Here is a 15,571-nt window from a genome sequence, read left to right as displayed (position 1 = left end):
CAACGCTCCCCTGCCTGTGTCACGGGACAATTTCGTTCAGCGTCAAGAGCTTGGCGCCCCAGTCGCCGACCACGACGGTGGTGACGGAGGCGGGCGCGACGTCGAAACGCGGCCAGGCGTCGGCTGGCAGACCGAGCACATGGCTGACGACCGCCTTGATGACGTCGGCATGGCTGACAAGGACCAGCCGCCGGTCTCCCGGTTCGCATGCGAGCGCCTCGACGAACGCAAACGCCCTTTGCTGCACGTCGAGCATCGTTTCGCCGCCCGGCGTGCGCGCGAGGCTGCGCAGGCTGTTCCAGCGCCGCCAGCGAGGATCGCCATCGAGAACGTCGAAGGTCTTTCCCGACCAGTGCCCGAAGTCGACCTCGTCGAGCTCGTCTGCCGTCCGCACCGGAGCCGGGCTGTTCGCCGCGGCAATCGCCGAAGCCGTCTGCTGGGCGCGTTCACGCGGGCTGGAATAGATCGCGGCGAAGTCCTCGCGGGCCATGCGTGAGCCGAGGCGGCGTGCCTGCGCCCGGCCCGGTTCGCTCAGCGCCACGCCACCCGCGCGGCCGGCGAGGAAACGGCCGACGTTGTCGTGGGCGGCGTGGCGGACGAGGAAGAAGGTCGTGGTCACTCCGCCGCCCCCCGAAGCGCCCCGTCCCCGTCGGCAATGAACGCTTCGACCAGGCGCCGGGCCTCGGCATCGGTGAACTGCCGGGGCGGCGACTTCATGAAGTAGCTTGCCGGCGCCACCAGCGGTCCGCCGATGCCCCGGTCCAGTGCCAGCCTGGCGCAGCGGATCGCGTCGATGACGACACCGGCGGAGTTGGGCGAGTCCCAGACCTCGAGCTTCAGTTCGACATTGAGCGGCACGCCGCCGAAGGTCGTCCCCTCGACGCGGATATAGGCGAACTTTCGGTCGGCGAGCCACGGCACGTGATCGCTCGGCCCGACATGGATGTCGCCGGGTTGAAGGGGCACGTCGARCTGGCTCAGCACCGATTGCGTCTTCGAGACCTTCTTGGATTCGAGGCGCTCCCGCTCCAGCATGTTGAGGAAGTCGGTATTGCCGCCGAAGTTCAGCTGGTAGGTGCGGTCGATGCGGACCCCGCGCTCGCGGAAGAGAGTGGCGAGCATCCGGTGGACGATGGTCGCGCCGACCTGACTCTTGATGTCGTCGCCGATCAGCGGCAGTCCCTTCTCCGCAAAACGCCGCTGCCACTCTCGGCTGGAGGCGATGAACACCGGAATGCAGTTGATGAAGCCGCAACCRGCCGCGAGSGTCTGCTCCGCATACCAGCGCGTGGCCTCTTCGGAGCCGACCGGCAGATAGGAGACGACGATCTCGGTCTCGGTGCGCCGCAGGATATCGGCGACGTCGACGACCGGTTCGCCGGATTCCTTTACTTCATCGCGCAGGTAGCAGCCGATGCCGTCGAGCGTCGGCCCGCGCATGACGCGCACGCCGATCGGCTCGACGTCGGCAAACCGATGGGTGTTGTTGGGCGGCGCGTAGATCGCCTCGGCCACATCGCTTCCGACCTTGATGGCGGCGACGTCGAAAGCGGAGACGACCTCGATATCGCCGACGCGGTAGCCGCCAAGGTCGACATGCATCAAGCCGGGTACCGGCTCGTTGTCGGTGGCGTCGCGATAGTAGGTCAGTCCCTGGACCAGCGAAGAGGCGCAGTTGCCGACCCCGATGATCCCGATGCGAATGCTCCTCGAAGCCATTTTCTTCGCTCCCCGGCATCTACAATCCTCACCGAACAGGTTCGACCCTGAATGGTTCCCTGCAAATATTCACGTCGGCGGAGGTGTCCGGGACCATTTCTGCCGATCGGATGTTTGAGCAGATCGACGGAGGTGCGGCGATGCTGGTCTATGGCGATCTGGAGCGGGTCGAGGCGGGGGCTTCCCTGGTCGCCGGGATCGACCTGGCCCTGTCGACCTGCCTGCGCCTGCCGGCCGGGCTCAAGCGCCACGCAGCACTCGTGAACGCATTCCTGCGCGCCGGCCAACTCGCCCAAGGCATCGCCGATGCCGAATTCGAGGGCGAGGGCGCCGACGAGGACACGGATTCCCAAAGGGCGTGCGGGCGGTTGCTGACGGAGTTGGCATGCACCGTCCTTGCGTCGTGGAACAATGGCTTTACCGGCGCCTTGCCGTTGCCGACCGATTGGCCGGCAAAACTTGCCGCGCTTGCGACGGATATGCGGCTTCGTATCCGGGAGCCGGAGGGCCACGCCTTTTACGCACTCTACCCGGAGGGCTACGGTGAAGCCGCCATGCGCTCCCGACTTGCGGCCGATACCGTCGTGATCGGCATCCGCAGCATCGGGACCGGACTGGCCGCCATCGTCGCCGCGGCCCTCGGCGCCGAGCCGCCGGTTACCGTCCGCCCCGTCGGGCATCCCTTCAAGCGAGGACTGCGAGTCGGACCGCAACTGGCGGAGCGGCTGCTGTCGAGCCCAGACGCCTGTTATGCGGTCGTCGATGAAGGGCCGGGACTTTCCGGGAGCTCGTTTGCGAGCGTAGCCGACTGGCTGACCGATCACGGGGTAAACTCGCGCCGGATTCACTTCTTTCCGAGCCACGGGGGCGGCTGCGGCATCATGGCGAGCCTGACGACCCGCGAAAACTGGGAGAGATCTCCACGCCATGTGCTCGACTTCGAGGACTTACTGATGGGTGCGGTCGATCCACACCACCGGCTCGAGACATGGATCGCCTCCTGCACCGGGCCGCTGCTGGGCTCGTCGCGGGACATCGGTGGCGGAAAGTGGCGCGAGTTCCGTTTCACCAGCAGGGCAGATCGCCCGCCTGTTGACGGCCTCCACGAGCGGCGGAAGTATCTGGTGCAGGCCCGTTCGGGCACGTGGTGTGCGCGGTTCGCCGGGTTCGGCGAGCTGGGGTTTCGCAAGTTGCGAACGGCGCGCGTCCTTGCCAAGGCCGGGTTCTGTCCACCTGTGGCCGGGGTCTGTCACGGCTTCCTCGTCGAGAGATGGATTGACGGCAAATCGGTGGATGCGAGCGCCTTCAGCCGTCCGCAGCTTGTGGAGCGGATCGGTCGTTATCTTGGTTTCCGAGCGGCGCATCTCGAGGCACCAGCGGCGGGCGCCGACCCCGAGCGGCTGTTTGCCATGGCGCTCGCCAATACCGGCGAGGAGCTGGGCGCGGAAGAGGCGTCGGCGCTAAAGAGTATGCTCGGGCCGGCGGAACGGCTGCAGGGACAGTTGATGCCCGTCAACACCGACAATCGTCTGCACCGTTGGGAATGGCTCGTGACGCCGGACGGTAGGCTGGTCAAGACTGACGCGCTTGATCACAGCACCAGCCACGACCTCGTCGGACCGCAAGACATCGCGTGGGACGTCGCCGGCGCCGGCGTCGAGTTCGACCTTTCGCCCGACGAGCGCGGCAAGCTTGCGGCAGTCGTTTCGCTTGCAGCGGGTAGAAGTGTCCGTGCCGAACTGGTGGAGGCCCTCGAACCCTGCTACCTCGCCTTTCAGATCGGGCTGTGGCGCCGGGCAAGCGAGAGCGGGGAAGTCGCCGACCGTAACCTCGCGCTCGCGATGGTCCGGACCTATTCCGTTCGGCTGTCGCGCATGCTGCGCTGACAGAGTGGGAGCGGGAACAGCGCCGCTAAGGGGACCGTTGTCGCTCCCAGCGTGCTTGATTGTGCCTAAAATCATCATCCGTAGATGGCATCGACGACCCGCGCCACCGCTTCGAACTCAACGCACGAGCGGTCAAAACGGGCACCACCATAAACTCTGCATACCCAATCGGCCGCCGCCCTGCCGCCCCAGTCGTCCGGACCTGATGTCAGCGTCGTCGTCGATGTCCGGTCGAAGCGCTCGGCCACGAAGTCGTAGAACGAACCGTCAACATTGCGGAATGCGCCGCCGCCTTCGGAGCCGTAGACGGTCGCGCCGATGACGGCGTCGCAACCGGCATTGAGCCGCCAGGAGCAGGCAAGGCGCACGACGGCGCCGGTGCCGAGCGCAAGCGTTGCCTCGGCGAAGTCCTCCACTTCTTCTGAACCGCGGTGGATCGGCCGGGATTGATGGAAGAGATGGCTTTCGACGGAGACGACCTCCGGAAAATCGAGCAGCCAGAGCGCCAGGTCGACCAGATGGACGCCAAGGTCGATCACGCATCCACCTCCCGCGCGCGCCCTGTCGTAGAACCAATCCTTGTCGGGGCCGTAGGCGTTGTGAAAGGTCAGGTCGATGGCGAAGATCTGGCCGAGCCGGCCCGCGGACACCATCTCCCGCAATGCTTGCATGCCGGCGGTGTGCCGGTAACAGAAATCCACCGCCAGAAGCCTATCCGACCGCCTCGCCGCCTCGATCACCGCAAGGGTTTCCTCCCGGGATCGTGCCAGCGGCTTCTGGCAGAACACCGCATAGCCACTGTCGAGCGCGGCGATCGCCTGCTCGGCATGGAACGCATTCGGCGTGGCGATCACAATGCCGTCCAACCCCTGTTTAAGCATCGACCGATAGGTAGGAACGACGGTCGCAAGCGGTGCGATCGCCAAGGCCTCCTCGATCATCGCGGAGGCCGGGTCGCAAAGTGCCACCGCTTCCGCCAGACCGGTCTCCAGCATTGCCTTCATGCGGTGGCGGCCGATCCAGCCGACGCCGGTAAAGCCGAGCCGCAAGGTGCGGGCCGCAGCACCGCTGACGCTGCTTGCCGTTTCGCTCATGAGCAGTCCACCAGCGCCTTGACGAACCCCTCGGGACGATCGCGCGTCACGTCAAGCGCCGTGTCCAGCTCTTCGAGCGGGAAGGTGTGCGTGTAGAGGGAAAGGGGGGACAGACGGCCAGCGACCACCGCATCGAGGGCTTCGCGCATTCCGCGGACGTAGACGGCGGGATCGCGCTCATGCGCGTTCACCACGTCGAGGCCGCGCCAGTTCCAAAGTTGCATGTTGACCTGCCGCGGGCCATCCTGGTGATAGCCGGCAATAACCAGCCGGCCGCGCTCCTTCGTCAACTCGCCGGCAAGATCGAGCGGCCACTGCTTGCCGACGGCCTCGACGACGCAATCGCAAAAGTAACCGTCCGTGCGGTCGTGGACCTCACCGATGACGCGGGCATGATCGTTCATCGGGATACAGGCGACTGCGCCCATCCTTGCGGCGAGCGCCAGCGCCGAGGAGCGGCGGGATATAGCGATGACGTGCGCGCCGGCCGCCGTCGCAAGCTGCGTCAGAAGCGCGCCGAGAAAGCCGATCCCGACAATCGCGATCGTCTCGCCGGCAACGATCGCGCTGCGGCGCAGGATATTCATGGCACAGCCGAGCGGCTCGCCCGGAAACGGCATGCCGTCGAGCGCCGGCGGCAGCGGCACGATCGCCGACCGATCGGCCAGGTCGTGCGTGGCGTAGGCGTGATAGGAGAGGGCGGCGACGCGTTCGCCGATTGCGACGTCCGACACACCTTCGCCCACGGCATCAATCCTTCCCCAACCCTCATGCCCGAGTCCGCCTGGATCGGTCGGGAATGTCATCCATTCCGGACCAGCCCAGGGCGTGAGGTTGGAGGCACAGACGCCGCAGCCTTCCAGCCGAATGCGGACCTGGCCTGGTCCGGGTTCAGGGATCGGTAATCTCTCCACCTTTATCCGGCCCGGAGCGGTGACAATCGCCGCCCTCATATCGCGCAGCACTGTGGTCACGTTCATGGCAGGTCCCTCCGCTCGCACTCCCTGTCCGAATGCGCTCATAACTCGAAGGTGGCTGCCAGGTTCCCGCGGGGTATAAAGAAGCTGGCGCTTGTCCGCCTCAGTCCGCCTTGCGCTTACGCTCGATCCGGTTGAGGACCGCTTCCGGAGAGACTGTCTGCTTCAGGTCGTCCAGTTCCTCGGGGTTGACGCCAGTCTCAACATCGAGCCGTTCGGCAATAGCCGAGACGAGGGCGATCAGGCGCGTGGTTTCGTGCTCTCCGAGGAGAGAGATCTGCAGGTTGAGGTCTGCGCGCCGACTTTCCACCTCCATCATGCGATTCTGACTGATCAGCACGAACGTCGTGATGAAGATCGCCTCCACGGAGGCCACCATGGCGAGCATCACGAAGGACGGATCGAAGACCGGCACCGGCGGAAACCAGCCGAGGTTTGCCAGCACCCAAAGTACCACCGCCGCCAGGTGGATATAGACGAAGGTCATACTCCCGACGAAGCGGGTTATCGCGTCGGCGACGCGCGTCTGCAGCGTCATCGCGTTTTCCGCAGCGCTCTGGCGGGAGAGGAGGACGTCAATATTGCGGTCCAGCACTCTCGAAACTCGATCTTCGTCGGCATCGTCGGGCGACGGGACTTCCGTATTCCGGTTCATTCGCGACATCCGCTTTGAGGATAGGACAACTCCGCCAACGCGACGGAAACCGAAGGGTTCCCGCAGCCGGCCGGCACGGCCACTATAAAGAACCCTGAATGGAACATTCGCGGGATACCGTTGTTGTGGCGCATCTATAACGTTTGTACCTAACACGCAGGACCTGCCATGGCACGGATACTCGTCACCGGAGGTTGCGGCTTCATCGGCCGCCATGTCGTCGAAGAACTCCTCGCCCACGGGAATGAAGTACGGATATTGGACGCCCTTATCGCGCAGGTGCACCAGGACGCGCAGACGGATGTATCCGAGGAGGCCGAGATCATCCGCGCCGACGTGCGCGACGGCAGCGCGGTGCGCCGGGCGCTCGAGGGCGTCGCCAAGGTGGTGCACCTCGCCGCCGAGGTCGGCGTTGGCCAATCGATGTATGAAATCTCGCGCTATGTCGGCACCAATGACCTCGGGACGGCCGTGCTGCTCGAGGCGATGATCGGCCTTCCGATCGAGCGCGTGGTTGTCGCCTCGTCCATGAGCGTCTACGGCGAGGGCCGCTACGTGAGCGAAACGGGGGAGCGACTGGAGGTCGTGCGCCGCTCACGCGGTCGCTCCGTTGACGTGGGATGGGATCCCACCGGACCGGATGGCGGCGCGGTCACACCGGTTCCCACCGACGAGGCGAAGCCGGCTGATCTCCAATCGATCTATGCCCTCACCAAATTCGCGCAGGAACGCCAGGTGCTGATCTTCGGGCGAACCTACGGCATCGATGCCGTGGCGTTGCGGCTGTTCAACGTGTTCGGCGCCGGCCAGGCGCTTGCCAACCCCTACACGGGGGTGCTTGCGAACTTCGCATCGCGCCTCGCCAACCGCCAGCCGCCGATCCTCTTCGAGGATGGCCGCCAGCGACGGGACTTCGTGCACGTGCGCGACGTCGCCCGCGCCTTTCGGCAGGCGCTCGAGGAGCCGCAGGCGGCAGGCGAAGCGATCAACATCGGCAGCGGGCAATCCTATTCCATCGAAGAGGTCGCAAGGCTGCTGGCGCGGGAAATGGCGGTGCCGCACATCACCCCGGAAATCACCAACAAGGCGCGCAGCGGAGATATCCGCAACTGCTTTGCGGATATCTCCAAGGCCAAACGCCTGCTCGGTTTCGATCCGCAGCACATGCTCCAACGATCGCTGGAGGACTTCGCCCTTTGGGCTCGGACAAGCGGTGCCGTCGACCGTGGGCCGGAGATGAGGCGGCAGTTGGAAGAACGGGGGCTGGTTTCATGACGGGCAGAAACCTTTCACACGCAACGCGCGACAAGGCAGGGTCGCTGCCGGCTTTCAACGGACGGACGGCTCCGGTCCTTGTCGTCGGCGGCAGCGGATTCATCGGCTCGAATCTGGCCGACAGCTACCTCGCGGACGGCGAGGACGTTATCGTGCTCGACAATCTAAGCCGCGCCGGCGCCGAGGAAAACCTCGACTGGCTGAAAACCCGGCACGGCGCACGCGTTCATCCCGTCATCGCCGACATCCGCGACGCAGCGGTGATCGAACCAGCCTTTGCAGATGCGCGTGCTGTCTTCCATTTCGCCGCACAGACGGCAGTGACGACCAGCCTCTCGCACCCGCTCGAGGATTTCGAAGTCAACGCCCTCGGAACACTCAATGTGCTCGAGGCGGCGCGGAAGGCTGGTCGGAACGCGTCCGTCATCTTTGCCAGCACCAACAAGGTCTATGGCGCGCTCGGCGACCTCGGTGTTGCCAAGGCGGGCGACCAATACCAGCCAACCGACGAGGCGATCCGCATCCACGGCGTCGGTGAGGATCGCCCGCTCGACTTTTGCACGCCGTATGGCTGCTCCAAGGGCGCGGCGGACCAATATGTTCTCGATTACGCGACGAGTTTCGGGCTACCGACCGCGGTGCTTCGCATGAGCTGCATCTACGGCCCGCGCCAGTTCGGCACCGAGGACCAGGGTTGGGTCGCCCATTTCCTGAAGCGCGCGACCAGTGGCCGAAGCATCACGCTATACGGCGACGGGCGGCAGGTGCGTGACGTATTGCACGTCAGGGACGCGGTGGCCGCCTACCGGGCGGTACTGGATTCGATAGGCCTGCTCGCCGGACGCGCCTTCAACCTTGGCGGCGGCCCGGAGAACGCCGTCAGCCTCCGGAGTCTCCTGAACGAAATCGAAACCCTGCTCCACCATCCCGTGGCCTGCAAGCACCGGGCATGGCGACCGGGCGACCAGCTCTACTACGTTTCCGACACGCGAGCGCTTTGCAAGGCCATCGGCTGGCGGCCGCGGATCGGCTGGCGGCCCGGTCTTTCCGATCTGTGCGACTGGATCCGCGCCAGCCGTCCAAACCCGGCGGAGATGAAGCACAGGAGGGGCGTTGCATGAACGCCCGATTCGGAATCGAACGGCAGGCGACCGGGTGCGGCGATCGCGCCCGAGGCTGCCGCGTGCTGATGAGCCTCGACGCGGTCGGCGGCGTCTGGCGATACGCCATGGAGCTCGCCGGCGGACTGCGCCGGGAAGGTTGCACCGTGATTTTCGCCGGCTTCGGTCCACCCCCTTCCGATGTGCAGGCGACAGAAGCATCGGCGATCGGGGCGCTCGTGTGGCTCGACGCCGATCTCGACTGGACCGGCGAGGGGGAGGAGAAACTCGATCGCATCCCCGCACTGATCGAAAGGCTTGTCCGGGCCTTTGCGATCGACCTTGTGCACCTGAATGCGCCGTCGCAGGCGGCCGGGCTTAACGTCTCGGTGCCGGTCGTCGCCGTGTCGCATTCCTGCGTCGTCACCTGGTTCGAGGCCGTGCGGGGCAGCGGTGTGCCGGAGAGCTGGGCGTGGCACGAGCGCCGCAACCGGCGCGGCTTCGAAAGGGCTGATGTCGTGCTCGCGCCAAGCCGCAGCCATGCCGACGCACTACGGCGGTGCTACGGCCCCGTGGCGCGGCTGGAGGTGCTCCACAACGCCTGCGCTTTGCCGGTCGAGCAGCGTCCGAGGCAAGCCTTCGCCTTGGCCGCCGCCAGGTGGTGGGACGAGGGCAAGAACGGCGCGGCGCTCGACCGGGCGGCCGCACAGTGCCGCACCCCGGTGCTGATGGCCGGAGCGTTCGCGGGGCCAGAGGGCAGCCGGCTTGAAGTTGCCCACACGCGCGCGCTCGGCGAACTCCCGCATGCACAGGTGGCCGCGCTGATGGAAAGCGCCGCGATCTTCGTTTCGCCGTCGCTGTACGAGCCGTTCGGACTTGCGGCCCTGGAAGCGGCACGCAAGGGCGCGGCGCTAGTGCTTGCCGACATCGCGACCTACCGGGAATTGTGGGATGGGGCCGCCCTGTTCGCCAATCCGAATGATCCGGGCGCGATTGCCGCCGCGATCGACCGGCTTTCAGACGATCCCCGCCTCAGGAGCCGACTTGCGCAGGATGCAGGGGAACGGGCGCAGCAGTTTTCTCTTGAGCATCAATGCCGGCAGGCGCTCGACGTCTATGCCCGTGCGCTGGAGCGCCCGCAAAGGATCGAGGCGGCGGAGTAGGCCATGAAATTCGTTTTCTACACGCACTCGCTGATTTCGGACTGGAATCACGGCAACGCGCATTTCCTGCGCGGGGTGATGCGCGAACTGGTCTCGCGTGGGCACGAGGCGGTGGCGCTGGAGCCGGCGAATTCATGGAGCCGGCGTAACCTCATTGCTGACCAGGGCCATGGAGCGATTGCCGCCTTTCATCGCACCTTTCCGGGGCTTCGCTCGAAAATTTATGACGCATCGTTCGACCACGAGGCGGAGAGTGATGACGCCGATGTCGTCGTGGTGCATGAGTGGAACGATCCGGCGCTGGTGGGGCGGCTCGGCCGAATTCGCCGCGACGGCAGCCGGTTCTTGCTGGTCTTCCACGACACCCATCACCGCGCCGTGTCCCGCGGCAGCGAACTCGCCCATCTCGATCTCGGCGATTACGACCTGGTGCTGGCCTTCGGCGAAACGCTTCGTCAGCGCTACCTCAGTGCCGGCTGGGGGCGACAGGTCGTGACCTGGCACGAGGCGGCGGACGATCGCCTCTTCCGGCCGCTTCCCGAAATCGCAAGGACGGACGACCTCCTCTGGGTCGGCAATTGGGGCGATGGCGAGCGCAGCGACGAGATCATGGCCTACCTGGTCGGACCGGTCCGGCAACTCGGCATCCGGGCCGCCGTGCGCGGGGTGCGCTATCCCGCCGAAGCCATAGAACTGCTTAAGAGATCCGGCGTCCGTTACGGCGGCTGGATCGCCAACGCCGAAGTCCCGCGCGCGTTCGCCGGCAGCCGCCTCACCGTGCATATTCCACGCCGGCCCTATGTTCGGGCCCTTGCCGGGATCCCGACGATCCGCGTCTTCGAGGCACTTGCCTGCGGGATTCCGCTGGTCTCGGCACCGTGGCAGGACAGCGAAGGCTTGTTCCGGCCGGGGCAGGACTTCCTGTTTGCCCGAAGCGAAGGCGAGATGGCGCGGCACATTCGCGTAATTCTCTCGGACCCGGATCTTGCCGCGGCGCTGTCTGCTTCCGGACTTGAGACTGTTCGTGCGCGGCATACCTGCCGGCACCGCGTCGACGAGCTTCTATCGATCATCGCCGGGCTCGGCAGGACGCCACTACGGGAGACGGCCGCATGAAGATTGCATTCTACGGTTCGAGCTTGTTGTCGGCCTATTGGAATGGGGCTGCGACTTACTACCGGGGGCTGCTGCGCGCACTTGCCGCGCGGGGCCACGCGATCACCTTCTACGAGCCGGACGTCTTTGATCGGCAGGACAATCGGGATATCGATCCGCCGGACTGGTGCCGCGTCGTCGTCTATCCGGGCACCGTGTCGGCGTTGAAGGTGGCTGCCGCGGAGGCGGCCGCTGCGGACGTCGTCGTCAAGGCGAGCGGCGTCGGCTTCGAGGACGACCTTCTGCTGAAGTGCCTGCTTGCCGCAGCGCGGCCGGGCGCACTGAAACTGTTCTGGGACGTCGACGCGCCTGCGACGCTCGCCGCTGTGCGGGCTGACCCCGCCAATCCGTTGCGCCGCGCGCTTCCCAGTCTCGACGCCGTGCTCACTTACGGCGGCGGCGAGCCTGTGATCGAGGCCTATCGGGAGGTCGGTGCCAAGCTCTGCGTGCCGATCTACAATGCGCTTGATCCGGAAACGCATCGGCCAGTGCCGCCGAAGCCGCAATTTGCCGCCGACCTTACTTTTCTGGGCAATCGGCTCCCAGACCGGGAGGCACGGGTGGACACATTCTTCCTGCAGCCTGCCAGGCGCCTTTACCGCCGCCGATTCCTGCTCGGCGGCAGCGGCTGGCAGGATAAGTCGATGCCGCCTAACGTCCGTTACCTCGGTCACGTGCCGACCCGCGACCACAACGCCCTCAACACCTCGCCGCTCGCGGTCCTGAACATCTCGCGGCAGGACATGGCGACGATCGGCTTCTCTCCGGCGACCCGCGTCTTCGAGGCGGCAGGCGCCGGGGCCTGCCTCATCACAGACGCCTGGGAAGGGATCGAGCTTTTCCTGGCACCCGGCGAGGAGGTGCTGGTCGCCCGCGACGGTCACGACGTCGAGGAAATTGTCTCGCAACTGACGCCAGAGCGGGCTGCCGAAATCGGCGCCGCCGCGCTGCAGCATGTGTTGCGACACCACACCTACGAGCAGCGCGCAGCCGAGGTCGACCGCGTTCTCGAGATGCTCGCAACACGGGAGGCGGCCGAATGACAAAACCGCTCGACATCGTCGTTCTCGGCCTGTCGCTTTCGTCCTCCTGGGGCAACGGCCACGCCACGACCTACCGGGCCCTGTTGAAGGGGCTGGATGCGGAAGGGCATCGGCTGCTTTTCCTCGAACGCGACGTCCCCTGGTATGCGCAAAACCGCGACCTCGCGACCCCCGGGTTCTGCGCGCTTTCGTTCTACCGCGACGTGCCGGACCTGCTGGCGCGCTTTTCGAACCGGCTGGCGAGTGCCGATGCGGTGGTGGTCGGCTCCTACCTGCCGGACGGCGTGCGCATCATCGATGCGTTACATGCCCTGCGAAGCGAAGGTCTCTGCTTCTATGACATCGACACGCCCGTGACGTTGGCAAAACTCGACCGGGCCGACGAGACCTATCTGGCGCGACGACAAATCCCCGGTTTCGACCTCTATCTTTCCTTCACCGGCGGCCCGGTTCTGGAGCGGCTGGAGCGGGTATACCACGCCCGGCGTGCGATCGCCCTTTATTGTTCTGTGGACGCTGAGAGCTATCGCCACAGCGGCGAAGCGGCGTGCTGGGACCTTGGCTATCTCGGCACCTACAGCGAGGACCGCCAACCTGTTCTCGAGCGCCTGCTGATCGAGCCGGCCCGTCGGTTGCCGCAGATGCGCTTCGTCGTTGCCGGTCCGCAATATCCCGCGACCATCGACTGGCCGGGCAATGTCGAGCGGATCGAACACCTGCCGCCGGCGCAGCACGCCTCGTTCTACAGCCGCCAGCGCTTCACGCTGAACGTCACCCGCGCCGACATGGTCGCTGCCGGCTGGTCGCCGAGCGTGCGTCTGTTCGAGGCGGCGGCCTGCCAAGCACCGCTCATCAGCGACTTCTGGCGCGGCCTCGACGAGTTGTTCGGCACAGCGGTCGTGGTCGCCGACGATGCCTCCGACGTGGTTCGTGCGCTCACGACGATAAACGAGCCCCGGAGGCAAGACCTTGCAGCGCGGGCGCGCGCCTGCGTGCTCCGTCGTCACACCGGTCAGGTACGTGCGCGTGAGCTCGCCTCGGCGCTCCGATGCCTGGACCGGCGAGAAAAGCAGAGGCTCTCATGGCAATCCCGACAGGCGCAGGTATAGAAGGAAGGTTCCGATGTTGCAGCGACCCAATGCTTTCGGCGGCAAGACCGTGCTCGTCGCAGGCGGTGCCGGTTTCCTCGGCTCCCATCTTTGCGACGCGCTTCTGGGGTTTGGGCACCACGTCGTCTGCGTCGACAGTTTCCTGACAGGATCATTCGAAAATATCGCGCCACTGCAGAACCATCCGCGTTTTTCGGTGGTCCGTCACGATATCTGCGAGCCGTTGCCTGCGATGATCGCGCCGCTGCACCAGATCTACAATCTCGCCTGTCCCGCCTCGCCGCAGCGATACCAGGCCGATCCGATCCATACGATGTTGACCAGCGTCGCCGGCACGACCAACCTGCTGAAGCTCGCCGAGCAGCACAATGCCGCGTTGCTGCTGGCCTCCACCAGCGAGGTCTACGGCGACCCGGAGCGGCATCCCCAGGACGAAACCTACCTGGGACATGTCAACTGCACAGGTCCGCGTGCCTGCTACGACGAGGGGAAGCGCGCCGCCGAGGCGCTCTGCTTCGACAGCCTGAGGGCCGGCTCGGTCGATGCGCGGGTTGTGCGAATCTTCAACACCTACGGACCGCGGATGCAGCCGGATGACGGTCGGATCGTCTCGAACCTGATCGTGCAGGCGCTGCGCGGCGAGCCGCTGACGATCTTTGGCAGCGGACAGCAGACGCGTTCCTTCTGCTACGTTTCCGATCTCGTCGACGGACTGATACGGCTGATGAACGTCGAGCCCAATCCGGGCCTGCCGATCAATCTCGGCAACCCCGGCGAGTTCACCATTGCCGAACTGGCGGAGATGGTGCTGGCTCGCGTGCCGACACGGTCCAAGATCGTGCATAGGCCACTGCCGACCGACGATCCGAAGCGCCGCCGCCCCGACATCACGCGCGCCAAGGAACTGCTCGCCTGGGAGCCGAAGGTGGTCCTGGCCGAAGGGCTGGAGCACACGGTCGCCTGGTTCAGCCAAAAGATTCCGCCCGCTATGGCGTTCCCCAGGCGCGCGCACCGTCCGATGGCCGAACTCGAACATGGTGCGACAAGGCCGGGCGATGAATTGCCTCACGAATGACGACTATCCAATAAAGCTGCTGGAATTCGATCCTTGATCGGTCACGCCGTGCGCTCTCGCGTCCAGACTGAAAGCGCTTGGCGGGGACACTGACGCCGCCCGCCCTGTTCGCGATGGACACGTTTGCATGGGGAACTTTTGGTTCTCTGCGCGGTTCTGCCCCACTCATCCAGACAAGGAGAAAATTCCGATGGCAGACGATTGGTATGGACAGGATATGCGCGACGATCGTGGAAACCGTTCCCGCGAGGCTGGGCGCCAGCAGGGCCGTCGGCAGGGCGGCGGCTACCAGGGCGGAATGCGCTCCTCTGACGAAGGGCGGGGAGAAGGTCGCCGCTGGCGCGGTTCGGACTTCGATCGCGGCGACCGCGATATGTGGACCAGTGACGATCTCGGCTACAACGACCGCGGCTACGGCTATTCCGCTGGCAGGTATGGCATGAGCGGTGGCGGCTACGGTGACCGCTACGGCGGCGGCTACTACGGGACCCAGGGCCGCGGCGCTGGCGGCTACCGCGACGATGACAATCGTAGCGGCGATTACGACCGGGATTATGATAATCGCCGCGGCTTCATGGATCGCGCCGGCGACGAAGTGGCTTCCTGGTTCGGCGACGAGGACGCGGCCCGACGGCGGCAGATGGACCAGCATCGCGGCAAGGGCCCGCGCGGCTATACCCGCTCCGATTCCAGGATCGAAGAGGATGTCAACGACCGCTTGAGCGATGATCCCTATCTCGACGCCAGCGATATCGAGGTGAAGGTGTCGAGCGGAGAAGTCACCTTGAGCGGACACGTTTCCAGCCGCCAGGACAAACGCCGCGCCGAGGACTGCGCCGAAGCAATCTCGGGCGTCTCAAACGTCCAGAACAACCTGCGCGTCAAGACCGGCAATGACAGCGATTGGGCAAAGTCGCAGACCGGCACGGCAGGCTCGAACCGAAGCACGAGCGCGACCGGCTCAACGGGCAGCACCAGCACGACCGGCGCGACCGGAAGCTCCGCTGGAGCGATGGGCTCGACCGGTTCGATGGGCCGAGGCACCGACCAAACGTGACGAGCAGGACCGCCGGCCCACAGTCGGCGGTCCTCACGCGAAGAGTGACATGCAAAGCAGAAAGACACACGAATAGCAGGTGCGCATCATCGAAAAGCGCTCAACGGCGGCCGGTGCCGACGAGGACTTCGACGTCTCGGCCGACCTGAAGCAGTCGCAAGAGGCCAAGCCAGCCTTTCCAAGACGGACGCGACCTCGACCAGCCGGTCCAGGGTGAGGCCGTGGCCGCAGCCAGGAAAGTGAGCATCGCAAGCGGCGCGGGG

The 15,571-nt window shown here is 65.7% G+C and carries 14 protein-coding genes; 9 read left to right on the top strand and 5 right to left on the bottom strand.

All coding sequences use genetic code 11. From position 1 onward, the window contains the following. Positions 1-19: 19 nt before the first annotated feature. Both AC1DDS_RS21605 and AC1DDS_RS21600 read right to left on the bottom strand, forming a co-directional pair. Positions 20-619 (bottom strand): histidine phosphatase family protein, encoded by a 600-nt coding sequence (locus AC1DDS_RS21605; RefSeq protein ID WP_477480721.1) that lies wholly within the window; start codon positions 617-619, stop codon positions 20-22. Then, complete coding sequence (locus tag AC1DDS_RS21600; protein ID WP_477480720.1) at positions 616-1,719, bottom strand: inositol-3-phosphate synthase; 1,104 nt, start codon at positions 1,717-1,719, stop codon at positions 616-618. The genes AC1DDS_RS21605 and AC1DDS_RS21600 overlap by 4 nt, the downstream gene beginning before the upstream one ends. Positions 1,720-1,829: 110 nt before the next feature. Here AC1DDS_RS21600 and AC1DDS_RS21595 point away from each other — a divergent pair, with 110 nt between their 5' ends. Next, positions 1,830-3,605, top strand: a complete 1,776-nt coding sequence (locus AC1DDS_RS21595; RefSeq protein ID WP_477480719.1) for a hypothetical protein — start codon at positions 1,830-1,832, stop codon at positions 3,603-3,605. Positions 3,606-3,679: 74 nt separating this feature from the next. Here AC1DDS_RS21595 and AC1DDS_RS21590 read toward each other — a convergent pair whose 3' ends face one another. The 3 genes from AC1DDS_RS21590 to AC1DDS_RS21580 form a co-directional block, all read right to left on the bottom strand. After that, positions 3,680-4,699 carry a Gfo/Idh/MocA family protein gene (locus AC1DDS_RS21590; protein ID WP_477480718.1) on the bottom strand — a complete coding sequence of 340 codons (1,020 nt, stop codon included), beginning with the start codon at positions 4,697-4,699 and terminating at the stop codon, positions 3,680-3,682. Next, positions 4,696-5,679: an MDR/zinc-dependent alcohol dehydrogenase-like family protein gene (locus AC1DDS_RS21585; RefSeq protein ID WP_477480717.1), complete on the bottom strand. Its 984-nt coding sequence runs from the start codon at positions 5,677-5,679 to the stop codon at positions 4,696-4,698. The genes AC1DDS_RS21590 and AC1DDS_RS21585 overlap by 4 nt, the downstream gene beginning before the upstream one ends. Before the next feature lie 100 nt (positions 5,680-5,779). After that, a complete protein-coding gene (locus AC1DDS_RS21580) occupies positions 5,780-6,331 on the bottom strand; it encodes a DUF1003 domain-containing protein (RefSeq protein ID WP_477480716.1) in 552 nt (183 codons plus the stop codon). A 168-nt stretch (positions 6,332-6,499) separates the two neighbouring features. Between AC1DDS_RS21580 and AC1DDS_RS21575 the strand changes: the two genes are divergently transcribed. From AC1DDS_RS21575 to AC1DDS_RS21540, 8 genes are all read left to right on the top strand, one after another. Next, positions 6,500-7,606, top strand: a complete 1,107-nt coding sequence (locus AC1DDS_RS21575) for an NAD-dependent epimerase/dehydratase family protein (RefSeq protein ID WP_477480715.1) — start codon at positions 6,500-6,502, stop codon at positions 7,604-7,606. Beyond that, positions 7,603-8,727, top strand: coding sequence for an NAD-dependent epimerase/dehydratase family protein (locus AC1DDS_RS21570; protein ID WP_477480714.1), 1,125 nt, complete (start codon positions 7,603-7,605; stop codon positions 8,725-8,727). Before AC1DDS_RS21575 ends, AC1DDS_RS21570 begins: the two co-directional genes overlap by 4 nt. Positions 8,728-8,795: 68 nt before the next feature. After that, entirely contained in the window at positions 8,796-9,869 is a 1,074-nt protein-coding gene (locus tag AC1DDS_RS21565; RefSeq protein ID WP_477480767.1) for a glycosyltransferase family 4 protein, read from the top strand. Between the two features lie 3 nt (positions 9,870-9,872). Beyond that, positions 9,873-10,985, top strand: coding sequence for a CgeB family protein (locus AC1DDS_RS21560; RefSeq protein WP_477480713.1), 1,113 nt, complete (start codon positions 9,873-9,875; stop codon positions 10,983-10,985). Further along, complete coding sequence (locus tag AC1DDS_RS21555; RefSeq protein ID WP_477480712.1) at positions 10,982-12,067, top strand: CgeB family protein; 1,086 nt, start codon at positions 10,982-10,984, stop codon at positions 12,065-12,067. The genes AC1DDS_RS21560 and AC1DDS_RS21555 overlap by 4 nt, the downstream gene beginning before the upstream one ends. Then, complete coding sequence (locus tag AC1DDS_RS21550) at positions 12,064-13,176, top strand: CgeB family protein (protein WP_477480711.1); 1,113 nt, start codon at positions 12,064-12,066, stop codon at positions 13,174-13,176. Before AC1DDS_RS21555 ends, AC1DDS_RS21550 begins: the two co-directional genes overlap by 4 nt. Before the next feature lie 13 nt (positions 13,177-13,189). After that, a complete protein-coding gene (locus AC1DDS_RS21545) occupies positions 13,190-14,251 on the top strand; it encodes a UDP-glucuronic acid decarboxylase family protein (protein ID WP_477480710.1) in 1,062 nt (353 codons plus the stop codon). 190 nt (positions 14,252-14,441) lie between these two features. Next, complete coding sequence (locus AC1DDS_RS21540) at positions 14,442-15,308, top strand: BON domain-containing protein (protein WP_477480709.1); 867 nt, start codon at positions 14,442-14,444, stop codon at positions 15,306-15,308. The last annotated feature ends 263 nt before the right edge of the window (positions 15,309-15,571 follow it).

The organism is Mycoplana sp. 10N416, assembly GCF_056394765.1.
The sequence above is the reverse complement of the archived record's forward strand: the minus strand, read 5'-3'. Positions and strand labels throughout refer to the sequence as shown.

What these genes read in the sequence shown, in the direction of transcription:
- AC1DDS_RS21595 (WP_477480719.1), top strand. Translation starts at nt 1,830, where the DNA reads ATGTTTGAGCAGATCGACGGAGGTGCGGCGATGCTGGTCTATGGCGAT.
- AC1DDS_RS21590 (WP_477480718.1), bottom strand. Translation starts at nt 4,699, where the DNA reads ATGAGCGAAACGGCAAGCAGCGTCAGCGGTGCTGCGGCCCGCACCTTG.
- AC1DDS_RS21585 (WP_477480717.1), bottom strand. Translation starts at nt 5,679, where the DNA reads ATGAACGTGACCACAGTGCTGCGCGATATGAGGGCGGCGATTGTCACC.
- AC1DDS_RS21580 (WP_477480716.1), bottom strand. Translation starts at nt 6,331, where the DNA reads ATGAACCGGAATACGGAAGTCCCGTCGCCCGACGATGCCGACGAAGAT.
- AC1DDS_RS21575 (WP_477480715.1), top strand. Translation starts at nt 6,500, where the DNA reads ATGGCACGGATACTCGTCACCGGAGGTTGCGGCTTCATCGGCCGCCAT.
- AC1DDS_RS21570 (WP_477480714.1), top strand. Translation starts at nt 7,603, where the DNA reads ATGACGGGCAGAAACCTTTCACACGCAACGCGCGACAAGGCAGGGTCG.
- AC1DDS_RS21565 (WP_477480767.1), top strand. Translation starts at nt 8,796, where the DNA reads ATGAGCCTCGACGCGGTCGGCGGCGTCTGGCGATACGCCATGGAGCTC.
- AC1DDS_RS21560 (WP_477480713.1), top strand. Translation starts at nt 9,873, where the DNA reads ATGAAATTCGTTTTCTACACGCACTCGCTGATTTCGGACTGGAATCAC.
- AC1DDS_RS21555 (WP_477480712.1), top strand. Translation starts at nt 10,982, where the DNA reads ATGAAGATTGCATTCTACGGTTCGAGCTTGTTGTCGGCCTATTGGAAT.
- AC1DDS_RS21550 (WP_477480711.1), top strand. Translation starts at nt 12,064, where the DNA reads ATGACAAAACCGCTCGACATCGTCGTTCTCGGCCTGTCGCTTTCGTCC.
- AC1DDS_RS21545 (WP_477480710.1), top strand. Translation starts at nt 13,190, where the DNA reads ATGTTGCAGCGACCCAATGCTTTCGGCGGCAAGACCGTGCTCGTCGCA.
- AC1DDS_RS21540 (WP_477480709.1), top strand. Translation starts at nt 14,442, where the DNA reads ATGGCAGACGATTGGTATGGACAGGATATGCGCGACGATCGTGGAAAC.